The 16649-nt window shown below is 66.7% G+C and carries 16 protein-coding genes; 9 read left to right on the top strand and 7 right to left on the bottom strand.

Features of this window, described 5'->3' with window-relative positions; all coding sequences use genetic code 11:
- Position 1: 1 nt before the first annotated feature.
- Complete coding sequence (locus MGN01_RS16780) at positions 2 to 2893, bottom strand: EAL domain-containing protein (RefSeq protein ID WP_147047977.1); 2892 nt, start codon at positions 2891 to 2893, stop codon at positions 2 to 4.
- Positions 2894 to 3238: 345 nt separating this feature from the next.
- Here MGN01_RS16780 and MGN01_RS16775 point away from each other — a divergent pair, with 345 nt between their 5' ends.
- Positions 3239 to 4165 carry an NAD-dependent epimerase/dehydratase family protein gene (locus tag MGN01_RS16775; RefSeq protein ID WP_147047976.1) on the top strand — a complete coding sequence of 309 codons (927 nt, stop codon included), beginning with the start codon at positions 3239 to 3241 and terminating at the stop codon, positions 4163 to 4165.
- Between the two features lie 12 nt (positions 4166 to 4177).
- Here the strand turns inward: MGN01_RS16775 and MGN01_RS16770 are convergent, their stop codons facing one another.
- Together MGN01_RS16770 and MGN01_RS16765 are read right to left on the bottom strand one after the other, a co-directional pair.
- Positions 4178 to 4516 carry a hypothetical protein gene (locus MGN01_RS16770; RefSeq protein ID WP_147047975.1) on the bottom strand — a complete coding sequence of 113 codons (339 nt, stop codon included), beginning with the start codon at positions 4514 to 4516 and terminating at the stop codon, positions 4178 to 4180.
- 146 nt (positions 4517 to 4662) lie between these two features.
- Complete coding sequence (locus MGN01_RS16765; RefSeq protein ID WP_147047974.1) at positions 4663 to 5451, bottom strand: SDR family NAD(P)-dependent oxidoreductase; 789 nt, start codon at positions 5449 to 5451, stop codon at positions 4663 to 4665.
- 109 nt (positions 5452 to 5560) lie between these two features.
- Between MGN01_RS16765 and MGN01_RS16760 the strand changes: the two genes are divergently transcribed.
- On the top strand, positions 5561 to 6127 hold the full coding sequence (locus MGN01_RS16760) for a TetR/AcrR family transcriptional regulator (protein ID WP_147047973.1): 567 nt from the start codon (positions 5561 to 5563) through the stop codon (positions 6125 to 6127).
- Positions 6128 to 6177: 50 nt separating this feature from the next.
- Here the strand turns inward: MGN01_RS16760 and MGN01_RS16755 are convergent, their stop codons facing one another.
- The gene (locus MGN01_RS16755) at positions 6178 to 7572 is read right to left on the bottom strand and encodes a homospermidine synthase (RefSeq protein ID WP_244612308.1); all 1395 of its coding nucleotides are present in this window, start codon (positions 7570 to 7572) and stop codon (positions 6178 to 6180) included.
- A gap of 331 nt (positions 7573 to 7903) precedes the next feature.
- Between MGN01_RS16755 and MGN01_RS24425 the strand changes: the two genes are divergently transcribed.
- Positions 7904 to 8038, top strand: coding sequence for a hypothetical protein (locus MGN01_RS24425; RefSeq protein WP_280178551.1), 135 nt, complete (start codon positions 7904 to 7906; stop codon positions 8036 to 8038).
- A 904-nt stretch (positions 8039 to 8942) separates the two neighbouring features.
- On the top strand, positions 8943 to 9533 hold the full coding sequence (locus tag MGN01_RS23640; protein ID WP_170246025.1) for a hypothetical protein: 591 nt from the start codon (positions 8943 to 8945) through the stop codon (positions 9531 to 9533).
- Between the two features lie 286 nt (positions 9534 to 9819).
- Here the strand turns inward: MGN01_RS23640 and MGN01_RS16750 are convergent, their stop codons facing one another.
- Both MGN01_RS16750 and MGN01_RS16745 read right to left on the bottom strand, forming a co-directional pair.
- Positions 9820 to 10380: a GNAT family N-acetyltransferase gene (locus tag MGN01_RS16750; protein ID WP_147048017.1), complete on the bottom strand. Its 561-nt coding sequence runs from the start codon at positions 10378 to 10380 to the stop codon at positions 9820 to 9822.
- A gap of 146 nt (positions 10381 to 10526) precedes the next feature.
- On the bottom strand, positions 10527 to 11693 hold the full coding sequence (locus tag MGN01_RS16745; RefSeq protein WP_147047971.1) for a type III PLP-dependent enzyme: 1167 nt from the start codon (positions 11691 to 11693) through the stop codon (positions 10527 to 10529).
- Positions 11694 to 12369: 676 nt separating this feature from the next.
- On the opposite strand from MGN01_RS16745, the gene MGN01_RS16740 reads away from it, so the two are divergent.
- The 3 genes from MGN01_RS16740 (at position 12370) to MGN01_RS16730 (ending at position 14844) form a co-directional block, all read left to right on the top strand.
- Positions 12370 to 12900, top strand: coding sequence for a GNAT family N-acetyltransferase (locus MGN01_RS16740; protein ID WP_147047970.1), 531 nt, complete (start codon positions 12370 to 12372; stop codon positions 12898 to 12900).
- Positions 12901 to 13087: 187 nt separating this feature from the next.
- The gene (locus MGN01_RS16735; protein ID WP_147047969.1) at positions 13088 to 14179 is read left to right on the top strand and encodes an alkene reductase; all 1092 of its coding nucleotides are present in this window, start codon (positions 13088 to 13090) and stop codon (positions 14177 to 14179) included.
- Positions 14180 to 14190: 11 nt separating this feature from the next.
- Positions 14191 to 14844, top strand: a complete 654-nt coding sequence (locus tag MGN01_RS16730) for an HAD hydrolase-like protein (RefSeq protein ID WP_147047968.1) — start codon at positions 14191 to 14193, stop codon at positions 14842 to 14844.
- A 74-nt stretch (positions 14845 to 14918) separates the two neighbouring features.
- On the opposite strand, the gene MGN01_RS16725 is transcribed toward MGN01_RS16730, so the two are convergent.
- Positions 14919 to 15416, bottom strand: coding sequence for an outer membrane protein assembly factor BamE (locus tag MGN01_RS16725; RefSeq protein WP_147047967.1), 498 nt, complete (start codon positions 15414 to 15416; stop codon positions 14919 to 14921).
- 150 nt (positions 15417 to 15566) lie between these two features.
- On the opposite strand from MGN01_RS16725, the gene MGN01_RS16720 reads away from it, so the two are divergent.
- Both MGN01_RS16720 and MGN01_RS16715 read left to right on the top strand, forming a co-directional pair.
- A complete protein-coding gene (locus tag MGN01_RS16720) occupies positions 15567 to 16127 on the top strand; it encodes a ubiquinol-cytochrome C chaperone family protein (protein WP_147047966.1) in 561 nt (186 codons plus the stop codon).
- Positions 16124 to 16633 carry a YceD family protein gene (locus MGN01_RS16715; protein WP_147047965.1) on the top strand — a complete coding sequence of 170 codons (510 nt, stop codon included), beginning with the start codon at positions 16124 to 16126 and terminating at the stop codon, positions 16631 to 16633. Before MGN01_RS16720 ends, MGN01_RS16715 begins: the two co-directional genes overlap by 4 nt.
- Positions 16634 to 16649 lie beyond the last annotated feature (16 nt).

The following is a 16649-nucleotide window of genomic DNA, read 5'->3' as shown; positions in this document are numbered from 1 at the left end:
ATCAGGCTGCCTCGGGCGCCGCCCCCACGAGCTGGCGCGCCTGCAGCACGGTCATCGGCTCGCCGAACGCAGCGCCCTGCGCGTAGTCGCAGCCAATATCCTGCAGGCCCTGCGCGTCGGCCTCGGATTCTGCTCCCTCGGCAATGATGGCGAGGCCAAGTTCCTGCGCCATCTTGACGATCGAGCGCAGGATCGCCGTGCGCCCCGAGCCCATCTGCCGGACGAAGGAATGATCGATCTTGATCGTGTCGAAGGGAAAGCGCTGCAGGTAGGATAAGGCCGAGTAGCCCGTGCCGAAATCGTCGAGCGAGAGGCCGGCGCCGAGATCGTGGATGCGGGCCAGCATCTGCGCCGCGTATTCCGGGTTCTCCATCACCAGGCTTTCGGCCAGCTCCAATTTCAGCGAGCCGGGGATGACGCCCGAGCGGGCGAGCACTGTCTTCACATCGTGCAGCAGGTCATGCCGCAGGAGCTGGCGCGACGAGATGTTCACGGTGGCGAAGATCGGCGGCTCGACTTCGAGCGAGCGCTGCCAGGCGGCGAGCTCCAGCGCCGTGCGCTCGATGGCGAAGTTGCCGAGATTGACGATGAAGCCAGTCTCCTCCGCCACCGGCAGGAAGGTCGACGGTGGGATCCGTCCAAGCTTCGGGTGATCCCAGCGCAGCAGCGTCTCGAAGCCGGCTACGGTGCGGTCCTCCAGCCGGACGATCGGGTGAAACAGGACCTTGATCTCGTTGCGTTCCAGCGACTTGCGCAAGTCACCTTCCAGCATGAGCCTGTCCGAGCGCTCGGTGCGCATGGTGGCGCGGAAGACGTCCGTCCGATCGCCGCCGCCGCGCTTGGCCTGGATCATCGCCATCTCGGCGTTCTTGAACACGTCCTCGCGCTTCGGCGCCGCGATGCCTTGGCCGCCCTCGTACAGCGCGATGCCGACGGAGACGGTGAGGAAGACCTCGCGGTCGGCATAGGTCACCGGCGTTGCGATGGCCCGGCGGATCATCTCTGCGAAGGAGAGGATACGGTCGGGATCGCGCTCGGATTGCAGGATCACCGCAAACTCGTCGCCAGCCACGCGCGCCAGCGTATCCTGCGGGCGGAGGAGGCGCCCGAGGCGGCGCGAGAGCGTGAGCAGGATGGAGTCGCCGGCCGAGAGGCCGATCGCGTCGTTGATCGCCTTGAAGCGGTCGATGTTTAGCACGATCACCGCCGGTTTCAGACGCTGATCCTGGCTCGCCATGGCCAGCGCCGCATCGAGCCGATCGTAGAACAGCTCCCGGTTCGGCAGGCCCGTAAGGCTGTCATGCACCGCGTCGTGCAGCAGCCGCTCCTCGGCGGTCTTGTTCTCGGTGACATCAGCGATGGTGCCGACGATGCGTACCACCTCGCCATCGGTGCCGATCACCGGCCGCGCCTTGAGGCGGTACCAATAATACGGTCCCGAAGCCGAGCGCAGGCGGAAATCGTGCACGATGCGCCCGCGCCGCTCCTCGATCACCGTATCGAGGGCCGCCGAGTAGCGCTCGACATCGAAGGGATGCAGCAGGCCGAGCCAGTTCGAGGCCGGCCCTTCGAGCGCGCCGCGTTTGAGGCCGAGCTGACTCTCGATTTCCTGGCCCGCGAAAACCCGGTCGCCGAGCACGTCCCAGTCGAAGACGATGTCGCCGGCGCCGGTCAGCGCCAGGGCCCTGCGTTCCGTGTCGGAGACGAGGGCGTGGCCCATGCCGCTGCCCGTGAAGGCATGCTGCATGACGGTGAAGCCGATCAGCATCACGATCAGCACGAGGCCACCGATCAGCGCCGGCTGCACCAAGTCCGAGCCGATCTGGCCGGTGACCGTGAAGGCCGCCGCGACCACCCAGACCAGGAGCAGCAGCCAGGTGGGGATCAGCAGAATGGCCCGGTCGTAGCTGTTGTGGACCGCGAGGTAGAGGATCAGCAACAGGCCAACGCCCGCCACGGCCGCGATCGAGATGCGCGCCACGCCTGCCGCCACGGGCGGATCGAAGGCGGCGAGCCCGACGAGCCCAGCAAGGAAGGCCAGCCAGAAGAAGGCGACGTGGCTGTAGCGCACGTGCCAGCGCGACAGGTTGAGATAGGCGAACAGGAAGACGAGGAGCGTCGCCCCCAGCACCGCCTCGGCCGAGGCGCGGTAGATGCGTTCTACCCCCTCGGTTGTCGGGAAGACCCGCTGGAAGAAGCCGAAATCGATGCAGGCATAGGCGAGCACCGACCAGGCCAGGGCAGCGGCGGCGGGAAAGATGATCGCGCCCTTCACCACGAAGATGATCGTCAGGAACAGCGCCAGCAGGCCGGCGATGCCGATGATGATGCCTTCGTAGAGCGTCAGGCCCGACGTTTTCTTGCGGTAGGCGTCCTGGTCCCAGAGATAGACCTGCGGAACGTTCGGGCCCTTCAACTCGGCGACGTAGGTGACGGTGGTGCCGGGATCGAGGGTGATCAGGAACTGGTCGGCGTCGGTGCTCTCGTCGCGGTCAGGCCGGATGCCCTCGCTCGCAGTGATCGCGGCGATGCGCGAGCCGCCGAGATCCGGCCAGACGACACCCGAACCGACGAGCCGGAAATGCGGGGCCACCAGCAGCCGGTCGATCTGCTCGTCGGTGTCGTTGGTGAGTGCGAACACCATCCAGTCCGGCCGTGCGCCGGCCTCGCGCGCCTTCACGGCGATACGGCGCACGATGCCGTCCTTGCCCGGCGCGGTGGAGATCTGAATGAGGTCGCCGTCCGAGCGATAGCGCTCGATGGCCGAGGTCAAGTCGATAACAGGCGCGTCCAGCGTGACGCGCACCGCCTCGACCGCACGAGCGGGCAGGGCGAAGCCGAGAGCGCCGAAGAGCGCCGTCAGGAAGGCGAGGACGAGGGGGATCTGGCGCAACGGGGCTTTTCTTCGGGACCGCTCTTCAACCACGGCATGCGATCCGGCAGGCGGGACAAGTGGTATCGGCGTGGCATTCCAGGGGCAAGGTCGCTGACTCCGGGACATCGGAGTGCTCACCGCTGAAACGCCCCGAGACAGGGCGACGGCGTCGCGTGGATTTGCGGCCAAAACAAGCCAGGAGCGGCCTAGCGCCTAGCTTGGCTGTCGAATGCTCGCCGACAGACAGGCGTCACTGGCCTCGGGCCTGCGCACCCGTCTTGCTTTGCAGGTTACGGCCCGGCACCTTCGCGGCGTCGATGGAGGCGGTGGTCTCGTTGCCCTGCTGCGCCAGCGAGGACCAGCATGAGCGGACCCTTGATTGCGCTCACCGGCGCGACCGGCTTCATCGGCCGGCACCTGCTCACGGCACTCTCGGCGCGCGGCTATCGCGTCCGCGTCCTTCTGCGCCGCCCGGTCGAGGTGCCGGAAGGGGCGAGCAGCGCCGTGGTCGGCGATCTCGCCCGGCCGATCAATATGGCGGCTGGGCTCTCCGGCGTGGATGCCGTGGTGCATTCGGCCGGTCTCGCCCAGGCCATGTCGGGTGCGCCGGAGGACGACTTTCGCAGCTCGAACACCGAGGCGACGCGCCGCCTCGCCGAGGCGGCGCACCGCGCCAGGGTCCGGCGTTTCGTGTTCCTGTCTTCGGTCCGGGCGCAGACCGGGCCGAGCGCGCCGGAACCGATTGCCGAGACGGATGCCCCAGAGCCTACCGATGCCTATGGCCGCTCCAAACTTGCGGCCGAACAAGCCCTTGCGCAGACCGGCCTCGATTGGGTCGCACTGCGCCCTGCGCTGGTCTACGGCGCCGGCGTGAAGGGCAACATGGCGGCTTTGCTCAGCCTCGCCCGGTCTCCCTACCCCCTGCCGCTGGCGAGTCTGTCCGGCCGGCGCTCCCTGGTGTCGGTGGAAAGCCTGTCCACCGCGGTAGCGACCGTGCTGCAGGCGGCAGGGCCGCTCGATCGCCCGCTCATCGTCGCCGATCCCGATCCGCTAAGCCTGCCGGAGATGCTGTCAGCCCTGCGCTCGGGGCTCGGGCGCCGTGCCGGCCTGGTTCCAGTGCCGACACCGCTGGTCGGACTCGTCTGCCGGATGACGGGGCGCGGGGAGATCTTCGATCGGCTGTCCGGCTCCCTCATCGCACGCTCGGATGAGCTGGCGGCGCTTGGCTGGCGACCGGCGCAAGCGTCGCCGGATGGGCTGGCGGCACTCGCCCGCAACTCGGCAGCTTGAAGGCGCGGCCCGTCAGGCGCCCTTGTCGGGCTTTCCCGCCAGCGCGATGTAGAATCCGAGACCGTCCTCGGCCGGAAGCGTCTGCAGGCGGTCGACCCAGCCGCGGCGTTTGGCATCGAGCAGCAGGCGGCCGACGGGCTGGAACAGCGTCTCCCCACCGCCTTCCGGCGGGGGCTCGAGGCGCACGGCCACGGTCTTGCCCTTCGCGAAGCGGCTGCGTTCGAGCATGTCGTTGAGGGAGGCTTCGGCCTTGGTCCAAGCCGTGCCGCGCAGGTCGAGCACAGATTCCGCGTCGGTCAGCCCGAGCGAGCCGCGCAGCTTGTTGGCGTAGAAATCTTCGAGATGGGGCAAGGCTGGGGACCCGCGACGTTTGTGTCTGGAAGCTGCATCACCGTGGAACCCGGCGACGGCAAGTCGTTCGCCAAGTTCCTCCACTGTGACGGGAGCGTCCAGCCCCCAACCCAACTCCAGCTGCGCCGGTTCGAAGCAGAACCCGCTCAGGCCACGGCTCGATATCGCGCGGCGGCGTGAACCTGCCGATAATTTGGGAGCATCGCGCGCCGCGCGGCCTCCAGCGCATCCCACTGGCCTGCATCCGGAAGCGGGGGGATTGTCACCGCCTCGCGCCGGTCGAAGCCGACGAGGGCCGCGTCGACAAGCTCGGCGGTTTCCATGACCGCTGGCATGGCATTCACGTCACGACCGGAACGCTCCCAGATTTCGGTGCGCGTGACGGCAGGCAGCACGGCCTGGACATAGACGCCCTTCGGGCCGAGCTCCTGGGCGAGTCCCTGGCTGAGGAACTGCACGAACGCCTTGGTGGCACCGTAGACCGTCAGGCCGAGTTCGGGGGCAAGCCCGACCACCGAGCCAATGTTCACGATCGCGCCAGAGCCGGCGCGGGCAAAGCGCGGCGCGACCGCCGCGGCCAAACGCGTTGGCGCCGTGACGTTGAGGGCAATCAGGTCGGCCGCCTGCGCAGCATTCTGCTCCACGAAGCTGCCGGGGAGAGCCGCACCGGCATTGTTCACGAGAATGCCGATCCGCTCGTCTTCTCGAAGGCGCTCCTCGATGCGGGCGATGTCGGCAGCGGCGGTGACGTCGGCCTGAATGATGTCAACCGTGACATCAGTCTCGGCACGCAGGCGGCTGGCGACGCTTTCAAGACGTTCGGCATTGCGAGCGACAAGGACGAGGTCGTGGCCGCGCCTGGCGAAGCGGTCGGCGTAGACGGCGCCGATGCCGGAGGACGCACCTGTGATGAGGACGGTGGGCTTGCTGGCCATGATCGGGTTCCTAGCTCATAAACATGATCGACATCATGTATCACAAACATGACGGCCATCATGATTAAGGGCAAGCGGGCTCGCGCTCGTTTTAGGTGAGGTTGCGCACATGAGAGTCAGCCGCGAGCAGGTGGCCGAGAACCGCCGCCGCATCCTAGAGGCCGCCGGCCGCCTGTTTCGTGAACGCGGCTTCGGCGCCGTAACGGTGGCCGAGGTGATGAAGGCTGCCGGCCTCACCCATGGCGGCTTCTACGGCTACTTCGGCTCGAAGGATGAGCTGATCGCCGCAGCGCTTGAGGACCTGGTAGTCGCGCCAGTCCCCAAGCCGGTGACGCTCGAAGCCTACGCCGACCGCTATCTCACGCCCGAGCATATGGCCGACTGCGCCGGGGGATGCCCCGTCGCGGCGCTCGGAACGGATGCAGGGCGGCAATCGCCCCAGGCACGCGCGGCGATGACGGAAGGGCTGCGGCTGCAGATCGCGCGGCTCGGCGAGGGCGCTGGTGGCGAGAGGAACGCGACGGCCCGGCAGGCAGCGATCGGGAGCTGGGCCGCGATGGTGGGGGCGATGATCCTCGCCCGAATGAGCGACGATCCCGCGCTTGCGCAGCAAGTATTGCAGGAGACCCGCGCCTTTATCGGGCAGCGCGTCGGAGATGAGCCGGGCGAGATCTGATCCGCCCGGCTTTGGGGCCGGCCGCCATCAACAGGTGGCCGAGGCCGACTTCAGCCGCGAACGAGGATGTTGCGGAACTGCCAGGGATCGCTCGTGTCGATGTCGTCCGGGAAGAGGCCAGGACGGCCGTCGAGCGGCGTCCAGTCGGTGTAGTAGCCCTTGACCGGACCGAGATAGGGAAGCTGGATTTCGAGGCAGCGGTCGACGTCCATCTCCTCGACCTCGACGATTCCGGCGCGTGGGTTCTCCAGTGCCCAGACCATGCCGGCGAGGACGGCGGAGGTTACCTGAAGGCCGGTCGCGCTCTGGTAGGGAGCCAGCGCCCGCGTCTCCTCGATGTCGAGCTGCGAGCCGAACCAGTATGCGCCCTTCTCGTGGCCGTAGAGCAGCACGCCGAGTTCATCGACGCCGTCGACGATCTCGCTCTCTTCGAGAATATGATGCTCGGTCTGCGGGCGTCCGGCGTTGCCGAACATCTCGTGCAGCGAGAGCACCGCATCGTTCGGCGGATGATAGGCGTAGTGACAGGTCGGCCGGTAGATGACCTTACCGCTCTCGTCGCGCACGGTGAAGTAGTCCGCGATCGAGATCGACTCGTTGTGCGTCACCAGGAACCCGTATTGCGGGCCAGGCGTCGGGCACCAGGTCCGAACCTTTGTCTCCGCGCCCGGCTGCATCAGGTAGATCGCCGCTTGGGATCCGGTCTCGTGGGTCCGGGCGTTTTCCGGCATCCACTTCTCGTGCGTGCCCCAGCCGAGCTCTGACGGCTGCAGACCCTCGGAGATGAAGCCTTCCACCGACCAGGTGTTGACGAAGACGCCCGGCGGCTTGGGATTGCGCGAGCGCTGCGTGTCGCGCTCTGCGATGTGGATCCCCTTCACACCGACGCGCTGCATCAGGGCTGCCCACTCCTCGCGGGTCGTCGGCTGCGTCGCGTTGAGACGCATGTCGGCGGCAAGGTTCGTCAAAGCGCGCTTGGCGAGCCAGGAGGCCATGCCAGGATTGGCACCGCAACAGGACACCGCGGTCGGCGAGCCCGGCGCGCGGGCGCGTTTGGCGTCGAGCGTCATTTCCCGCAGCGCGTAGTTCGAACGCTCGCCGGGTCCCTTGCTGTCGTCGAAATAGAAGCCGAGCCAGGGCTCGTTGACGGTGTCGATGTAGAGAGCGTTGAGGCTGGAGCAGAACTCCATGATGTCGCGCGAGCCGGTATCGCAGGACAGGTTCACGCAGAAGCCCTGGCCGCCGCCGGCGGTCAGCAACGGTTCGAGGATCTGCTTGTAGTTGGCGGGAGTCAGGGCTTCCTGAATGAAGCGAATGCCGCGCTCGTCGAGAAGATGCCGGTTCTCGTCGTCCGGCGCGATGACCACGAAGCGGCTCTTGTCGTACTCGAAATGGCGCTCGATCATCGGCAGGGTGCCGCGGCCGATGGAGCCGAACCCAATCATCACGATGGGGCCGGTGATGCGGCCGTAGACCGGCCATTCGGTTGGTGTGCCATTTGTCACGGCGCGGTCACTCCTCGCTGGATCGCCTGTCGCTGACAGGGATGCCTTGCTTCCGGGAAATGACGTGCGGATGACGCCTGTTCTCCTCTGGGTCAACCACATGCGTCATGACAATCTTGCAGAAGTATGACGCTGCATTCCTGGTGTCATGACTTCGGTGCAAGGCCGAACTGAGTTGATCACCCTGCCGCCGCTCATCGGCGCAAATACATTGCACAGCAACACAGACGTGCCGCGGAGTGGTCCCGGCGCCTCATCTGAAGGAGAGCCCATGCTTAGTCTCATGACCGCGAAGGAAATACGCCCCGAGGTCGAAACGCGCGATCTCGACCCCGGCTTCCTCAGCCTTGTGGCTGCGTTCGTCCGCTTCACCGGCGAGTTTCGCTCGAGCCGCAAGGGACAATGACGAGCTGCTGGCACCGCCGGTATCGCTCACCCCGGTGCCGTCCTGTTCAAGATAGGCCGATTAATCGGGAGGCCAGGCTTCAGCCGCTTACCGGACAGGCTCTGGCGAGGCCGTCTCTAGCAGGACGCGCAGGCGACAACCGGCCGGATGAATGCTGATCCGGCTCCTGGTTCCGATCGCTATCGGCAACATTGGTTTCAGCGGCCACTGAGTCGGGACAGGCACTTCTGAATGCAGGATTCCTGCTGTCCCGAACCGCTCGGATACGGGCAGTTGCTGTCGCAGATAAACCGGTTATTCGAAGAGCCCTTCGCCTGCTATCCCGGGCGATGCCACGGGCGGTTCCAGGGACGCTGCCAGGGACGGGGCCTCCAATGCGAGCGCCCGTCGACATAAGGCGAGCCACCGCCGTCGCTCGTCGTCATGCCCATCCGTTCAGCGTAGTAGGCCCTGAAATCGGCCGGACAGGCCTGTGACCTGGTCTCCAACATCAAGCGGGACAGGCAGTCTCGCGTGATCGGAGCGGGCATCGTCTGCCCGCGCAGACCTTGCGCCCCGACTGGGGACGGCGCCCCAGCCATCAGAAGGGCGAGGAGGCTGATCGGCATCCAACGCAAAAGAACCGGAATCCGCACGGCAACGGCCCTCCCTGGTCGGTCTGCTGGCCGAATTGATCTTCACGGAAGATTTGCAATCTAGAGGCGAAATCAGTTTTCGCATCTGATACGTCTGTATACGCAAGCCCAAGCTCGGCCATAAGAATCTGATTTATTGCCAGTAACCGCCAGATGGTATCGTGAAAATTGTCTAGGTGATAGGATTATCTGAGTTCGCGCGAATCAAATATGTGAAAAATGGCGAATTCCTCTCATTGAGGGCTTGTTTCCATGGAGGATCGGACGCGATGATTGCGCATCTCAGATATCGGATACTGCCTTTACTCGCCGGCGTCGCGGGCTTCGTGCTCGTGGTGCCGGCTCAGGCGGAATGGGGCGGCGGTTACGGCGGCACCCCCGGAGGCAGCAGCAAGCCGAGCAGCCAGGGAAGTTCAGGGAACTGGAACCAAAGCGGTGGTTATGGCGGCAGTCAGGGACGTCCCGGCGGCTGGAACCAGGGCAGTCAGGGACGCCCGGGGGGCTGGAACCAGAGCGGTGGATACGGCGGCGGCCAAGGGCGTCCCGGGGGCTGGAACCAGAGCGGCGGTTATGGCGGCGGCCAGGGCGGGCGTCCGGGCGGCTGGGACCAGGGCGGAGGCTACGGCGGCGGACGCCCCGGCGGCTGGAACCAGAATGCAGGCGACTACGGCTATGGCGGCAGGCCCTGTCGCGGGTCCTATTGCGGCCATCGTCCCGGAAATGGCGGCGTCTATCGGCCGGTCGAGTATGGCGGCGGCGGATATGGTGACTACGGTGGCCCCGTGAGGGGCAAGCGCTGCTTCAACTACTTTGGCAAGCCGTACATCTACAACGGTCCCGGCCGCTGTCCGATCAGCTGAATTGCTGCGCCGGGCCGCAATTCATGCGCTCTTCGCGCGTTCGGTCCCGTCATGATCGGAGACGGAACGCGCGAAGATGCGACTGCGAGATCTCGCCCGCTACCCTGGTGGACCAGGCTAGCGGCGATCGTCTTGCGCCCGAACAGCACGCTAAGGACGCATGCGGACGTGCTCGACGAAGACCTGCTCACCCTAGCGAAGGGCTGAGCGCCTCCAGGAAGCTTCCCTGCCGCCCTTGCGGTGAGAGGGAGGCGCGCGTCATCGTATTGATCGATCTGCAGTCGCGTCAGGCGGCTTGTCGTCGAGCGTCCGCCGCCACGATCTCGCCCGCATGGACAGGGATCGGTTCGAAGGCGCCGGTACCGCGCAGGACGCCGCGGGCGCCGCTGAGTGCGCCGGTCTTCAATTCCAGCCCGAGGAAGCGTTCGCGCTCGAAGGGTCCTGGCATGTACAGGCTGGCGGTCTTCTCGCCGGAGAAGCCGAAGCGGGCGTAGTAGGGCGCATCGCCGACGAGCAGCACGGCGCCGTGGCCGAGCGCCTCCGCGCGGCCCAGCGCAGCCTGGATCAGCCCGCTGCCGAGGCCGCAGCCCTGGATCGACGGATCGACGGCGAGGGGCCCGAGCAACAGGGCAGGACGGCCGCAACCGGTCGCGACATGCCAGAGGCGCACGGTGCCGACGAGGTGGCCGTCGGCATCCTCGGCGGTGAAGCTGAGGCCGTCAGCCGGCAGGCGGCCCTCGCGTAGGCGCTGCGAGGTCTTGGCATATCGGCTCTCGCCGAAGCACGTGTCGAGCAGGCGCTCGCGAGCGCCGATGTCGGAAGCGGTTTCGTGGCGGATCAGGATCACGGCCAACCCCTCCTCGGGTCGTTCAGCCGGGAAGATCAGCCCTCGCACCGGCCGCGTGCGGCCGGCCGTCCGGGTACTGGGTGTCTTGTGCGCGATGGCGGATGAAGACTCGATGAAGCGGCCAAGGTTCCCTCGGCCGCGCATCGTCAGATCACGATCTGCTCGAGTGGGGGGAAGCCGTTGAAGGCCACCGCCGCATAGGTCGTGGTGTAGGCACCAGCGCCGTCGATCCAGACCTTGTCGCCGATCGCAAGCGAGACCGGCAACGGGTAGTGGTTCTTCTCGTAGAGCACGTCGACGCTGTCGCAGGTCGGCCCGGCGACGACGCAGGGGGCCATGCGGTCCTCGTCATGGTCGGTGCGGATCGCGTAGCGGATCGACTCGTCCATGGTCTCGGCGAGCCCGCCGAACTTGCCGATGTCGAGATAGACCCATCGGACCTCGTCCTCGGCTTCGGACTTCTTCGAGACCAGCACGACTTCGGCCTCGATCATCCCGGCGTTGCCGACCATGCCGCGGCCGGGCTCGATGATGGTCTCGGGGATCTGGTTGCCGAAATGCTTGGTGAGCGCCCGGAAGATCGCGTCGCCATAGGTCTCCACGCCCGGCACCTGCTTCAGGTACTTGGTCGGGAAGCCGCCGCCGAGATTGACCATCGAGAGGCCGATGCCGCGCAGGGCGCACTCGCGGAAGATCATTGAGGCGGAGGCGAGCGCCCCGTCCCAGGCCTCTGTGTTGGCCTGCTGCGAGCCGACATGGAAGGACACGCCGTAAGCCTGCAGGCCCGCACGGTGCGCATGCTCCAGCACGTTCACGGCCATTTCGGGCTCGCAGCCGAACTTGCGCGAGAGCGGCCAGTCGGCGCCCGCGCCGTCGCAGAGGATGCGGCAGAAGACCTGGACCTCGCCGGCCTCCACCTCGGCCTGCGCTGTCGCGGAGAGGATCTTGTCCGCCTCGCCCTGGCAGTCGATCGCGAAGAGGCGCACGCCGAGCTTGAGCGCACGGACGATATCGCGCTCCTTCTTGATGGTGTTGCCGTAGGAGATCCGGTCGGCGGCGGCGCCGGCGGCGAGCACCATCTGCATCTCGGCCACCGAGGCGGTGTCGAAACAGGAGCCCATCTCGGCGAGCAGGCTCAGCACCTCCGGCGCCGGGTTCGCCTTCACCGCGTAGAAGACGCGGGTGTCCGGCAGGGCGCGGGCGAAGGCCGAAAAATTGTCGCGCACGACATCGAGGTCGAGCACCATCACCGGACCCTCGTCGAGGCCGAGGTCGCGGCGTGCGCGCAGGTAGTCGCGGATGCGATCGGTCATGGTCGTCCCCACCACACAGGTTCGCAAGCGCCCATTCACGGGACGCGAAGTCGAAATCTGACGATCCTCGCGGATCGCCGGCGTCAGGGGGCGGCGCGTCGCGCGCGAGGGCGTGCTGTGGAGACACGGTCCTGCGAGCGGGCGCAGAGCACCCGGATGCTGCCGTGGATTGGTGGGGAGAACCCCAACCGCACGCCGGGCAAGGAGAAACAAGCCTCTTCGGTGGCGGCCTTTGGAGGGCCGACGAGACCAAAAAAGCCCGTTCGTCGTTGCTTTAAGCTGCGTCCCCCGTGGAGAGCGGGGTTCGCCGGTTTCGCCTCCGGCTGCCGGTTGTTGTCGGGGTCCGGTGTCGCCACCTGGATTGCCGGAAGCAGGGGATCCACCCCCACGACCATCGATCCTAAGACCCCTGGCGGCTGTCCGGCAGTTGACCGGATGCCCACCAACCGACACGCGGCCACAGGCACGTGCGAAATTGGGCAAGGCGCATATACGGACAGAGTGGCTTCACCACAAGCGAAGATAGGGGGCAATCTCCGCGTTATTCGCTTCGAAATCCGATCCCGTGGCCAAATGGCCTCAGTCCGGCTCATGCCTCTTTCCAAGGCGGGCGAGCCGGGCCATGGAACCGACTTCGCCGATCAGCAGGACATCGAAATACCTTGGCGCAGCATCGATGACGAAGACCCTCGCATCGCGCCGCCCAATCGCGGGGCGCTCGGGCCCATCGGCGACGGCTTTCTCCGCCAGCGTTCGTCTCGCGGGGCTCGCGGATCTCGATGCCCTGGTGGCGCTGGAGAACGCTTCCTTCGTCGATGAGCGTGCGAGCCGCCGCTCGATCCGCTACTCGCTGCGCTCACCCACCATGAGCGTGCTCGCTGCGGTGATCGAGGATGGGGAGGGGGAGGTGCTTGTAGGCGCTGCGACCCTGGAGCGCCGTCGCGGGGGAAAGATCGCCCGTCTCGCCTCGATCGCGGTGGCGTCGTCGCGCAGCGGGCAAGGTCTTGGGGGCCTGCTCCTCGACGCAGCGGAGGCCGAGGCCCGTCGGCATGGCTGCACGCGCCTGCGGCTCGAAGCCCGAACCGGCAACCATGGCGCCATCCGGCTCTATGAGCGGTACGGCTACACTTACTACGCGACCAAGGACGACTACTACCAGGATGGCACCGCTGCCCTCTGCTATGAGAAGGCCGTGGCGTCCGTCTGAGCCCACCTGCGACCGCCTGGTTGCCGGCGAAGGTGCGCTGTCACACGTCGCGACGGCTTCTGTGGCCGCGAAGTCGAGCGGTCTGCACTGGCATGGGCGCCCCGATGGCCCATGTGAGCGAGATAGGTGGCGAACCTGGCGGCCGGCTTCGGCCGCGCCACGCCCGACCAATCTCTCAAGGATTTTCATGCCCTCATTGTTCGACCCGATCCGTCTCGGCAATCTCGATCTGCCGAACCGTATCCTCATGGCGCCGCTCACACGTGGTCGTAGCACGCGCGACCATGTGCCGACGCCGATCATGGCGGAGTATTATGCTCAGCGGGCCAGTGCAGGCCTGATCATCAGCGAGGCGACCGGCATCAGCCAGGAAGGCCTTGGCTGGCCCTACGCGCCCGGCATCTGGAACTCTGCGCAGGTCGAAGCCTGGAAGCCGATCGTCAAGGCGGTGCACGACAAGGGCGGGCGCATCGCGCTCCAGCTCTGGCACATGGGCTACCTCGTCCATCCCGACTTTCTCAACGGTGAACCGCCGGTATCGTCTTCGGTGAGGACCGCGCCGGATCACGCTCATACCTACGACGGCAAGAAGCCCTACGGCGAGGCTCGGGCCCTCCGGGAGGACGAGATTCCGCGTTTGCTCTCGGACTACGAGAACGCGGCCAGGAACGCGGTCGCGGCCGGCTTCGACGGCGTGCAGATCCACGCGGCCAACGGATATCTTCTGGACGAATTTCTCCGCGATGGCGCGAACAAGCGCACCGACCGCTACGGTGGCTCCATCGAGAACCGCGTGCGCCTCGTGACGAAGGTCGCGCAGACGGTAGCTGGCGTGGTCGGTCCCGAGCGGACCGGTATTCGCTTCTCGCCGAACGGCCCGATCCAGGGCGTTGACGATTCCGATCCGCACGCTCTGTTCGGCCTCGCCGCCGAGATGATGGCCCGTGTCGGCCTCGCCTATATCGAGCTGCGCGAGCCGGGCCCGGACGGCACCTTCGGCAAGGCCACCGTTCCACCGGTAGCGCCGACCATCAAGAAGACCTTCGGCGGCCCGGTCATCCTCAACTGCGACTACGACGGCGCGCGGGCCGAGGCGGCGGTCAAGTCCGGGGAAGCCGACGCCATCGCCTTCGGCCGTCCCTATCTCGCCAATCCCGATCTGCCCGAGCGGCTCGCCAAGGGGGCCCCGCTCAACAAGGACGTGATGGCAACCTGGTATAGCCAGGGACCGGAAGGCTACGTCGATTATCCGACGCTCGAAGAGGCCAAGGCGGCCTGATCGACCAAGCCATGGGAGGCGACGAGCCTGCGCGACGCTATCGGCTCGTCGTCTTCGATTTCGACGGCACGCTCGCGGACACCTACGATTGGTTCGCGGGCGTCATCAACGGCGTGGCCGACCGCTACAACTTCCGTCGCGCCGAGGAACACGAGGCCGAACTCCTGCGCGGGATGGATGCCCGCGGCGTGATGCGCCATCTCGGTATCCCGTCCTGGAAGCTTCCCTTCATCTCTCGTCACATGCACCAGCTTGCCGCGCGCGACGTGGCCTCGATCCGGCTGTTTCCTGGCATCGAGGCGATGTTGAGCGGGTTGCAGATCGACGGCTTCACGCTCGCGGTGGTCAGCTCCAATACCGAGCGAAACATCCGCACCGTGCTCGGGCCAGCACTCGCTGCCCGTTTCCAGCACTATGCCTGCGGTGCATCGGTCTTCGGCAAGGCCAAGCGGCTGCGCACAGTGATGAAAGCGGCCGGTATCCCGGCGCCGCAGACTCTCGCCATCGGTGATGAGATCCGCGATTGCGATGCCGCCGAGGCGGCGGGCTGCGCCTACGCCGCCGTGTCCTGGGGTTATACCCGGGCCGATGCGCTCGCCGCACGCCGGCCGGTAGCGGTGTTCGAGGCGCCCGCGCAGATCAGGACGTTTCTCACGCAGCGATGACGCGGCTCGCCATCGTCAATCGCGGTTTGAGCGAAGTGCGACGGATAAGGGGGCGGCCAGCCGCCCCGCTCGTCTTACTGACCGCGGTTGGCGCCGGGCACGATCGATGTGCCGGAGCCGGAGCCGAAGGGCTCGTAGCGGGTCAGGCCGCGGAAGAGCTGACCAAGGAAGGCGCGATCGGCGCCGCTCGATGGGGTCTTGCGTTCGATGAAGTCGAACACGCGGCCGTCCTGCAGGCCGTAGAGCGCGACGCGTTCGACCTTGAAGCCGCTGTTGAAATAGACCGCCGTGACCTTCTGGTCCTGGACGCTCTCGCCCATGAACAGCACGGTGCGGCTCGAGGTCTGCGAGATGTAGTACCAGCTCTTGTTGCCGACCGTGGACACCGTGGAGGGCGAGCCGAGGATCTGCAGCACCTGCTCGGCGCTCATGCCGGGCTTCACCGTGGCGAGCGCGGCCTGATCGATGACGTAGCCGTGGCGGATCTCCTCGCCGATGCAGCCGGACAGGCCGGCGCCCAGGAGAGCGAGCACGCTTGCGCGCGCAAGCGACGAGACGAGACGGCGCGACATCGAGGCCCCTTTATCCCTGACCGGAGAGCCCGCGGCACGATTTCTCTCGCGCTCTTCGGGCTTGCACCTGGAACAGGGGTTGCCGTACCGCGGGGTTATGGCTTTGACAAGGCAAGCTTGGCCGCAAGCAATTTCCTTCCGGTGGATCGGATGATCCTGGGTTTCTTTCGCCGCGCGGAGTCGCGCAAACGCCTCGTCGCCGGCTTGCACCTGCGCATCGACCGGGCTGCGCGGGCTCCTGGCCTCTACCAACGCCTGCAGGTTCCCGACACCGTGGAAGGACGCTTCGAGGCCGTGTGCCTGCACGTCTACCTGGCGATGCGCCGCCTCAAGCAATTGCCGCCACCTGCCGAGGATGTGGCGCAGGACCTGATCAACGCTGTCTTCGCCCAATTCGACGCCAGCCTTCGCGAACTCGGCGTCGGCGATGTCGGCGTGCCCAAGCGCATGAAGAAGCTGGCGCAGGCCTTCTACGGCCGGGCCAGCGGCTACGATGCCGCGCTCGATGCCGGCGACCGGACCGCTCTCGCCGTGGCGCTCGGGCGCAACGTGCTCGGGGATGTCGATGGCGGGCAGGCCGGCCCGCTCGCCGATTACGTGATCGCCGCCGACGCCCGGCTGGCGAGGGCAAGCCTCGACGATCTCCTGGGGGAGGGGCCGCTCTTCCCTCCGCCGGAGGATGTGAAGACAGCCACAGGAGCAGAGCCGTGACGAAAGCCTCCATCGGTCCGCTGAGCCGCCCGACCCGGGTCGATCGTCTCGTCGGCGCACGCCCGGCCACCGTCACGGTCGAGGCGACGCCCGAGGAATGCGTCGCCCTGGCTGAGGATTTCAAGATTCCGGCGATCCGCGATCTCAAGGGGACGTTTCAGCTCACCGGCACGCTGGCACGGCTCAGCGTCGTCGGCATGGTCGAGGCCGTGGTCACGCAGATCTGTACGGTGACGCTAGAGCCTTTCGATGCGCCGCTGACCTCGGAGGTCGAGGTCGACTACTCCGACGGTGCCGAGTTCCTCGGTGCCGATCCCGAGTCCGTCGACGTGCCCGATCCGATCGTGAACGGGCGGATCGATTTCGGCGCGCTCACCGCGGAATACCTGGCGCTCGGCCTCGATCCCTTTCCGCGCATTCCCGGGGCGGTGTTCGAGACGGTCACGGTGGGCGAGGACGAGAGTCCCTTTGCGGTCCTCAAGGCGCGGCCAGTCAACGACGACTGACGGCCGGCAGACCGGC

Origin of the sequence: Methylobacterium gnaphalii (assembly GCF_007992215.1) — a bacterium.
GTDB lineage: Bacteria > Pseudomonadota > Alphaproteobacteria > Rhizobiales > Beijerinckiaceae > Methylobacterium > Methylobacterium gnaphalii.
Note: the sequence above shows the minus strand (reverse complement) of the source record. Positions and strands in the feature narration are given on the sequence as shown.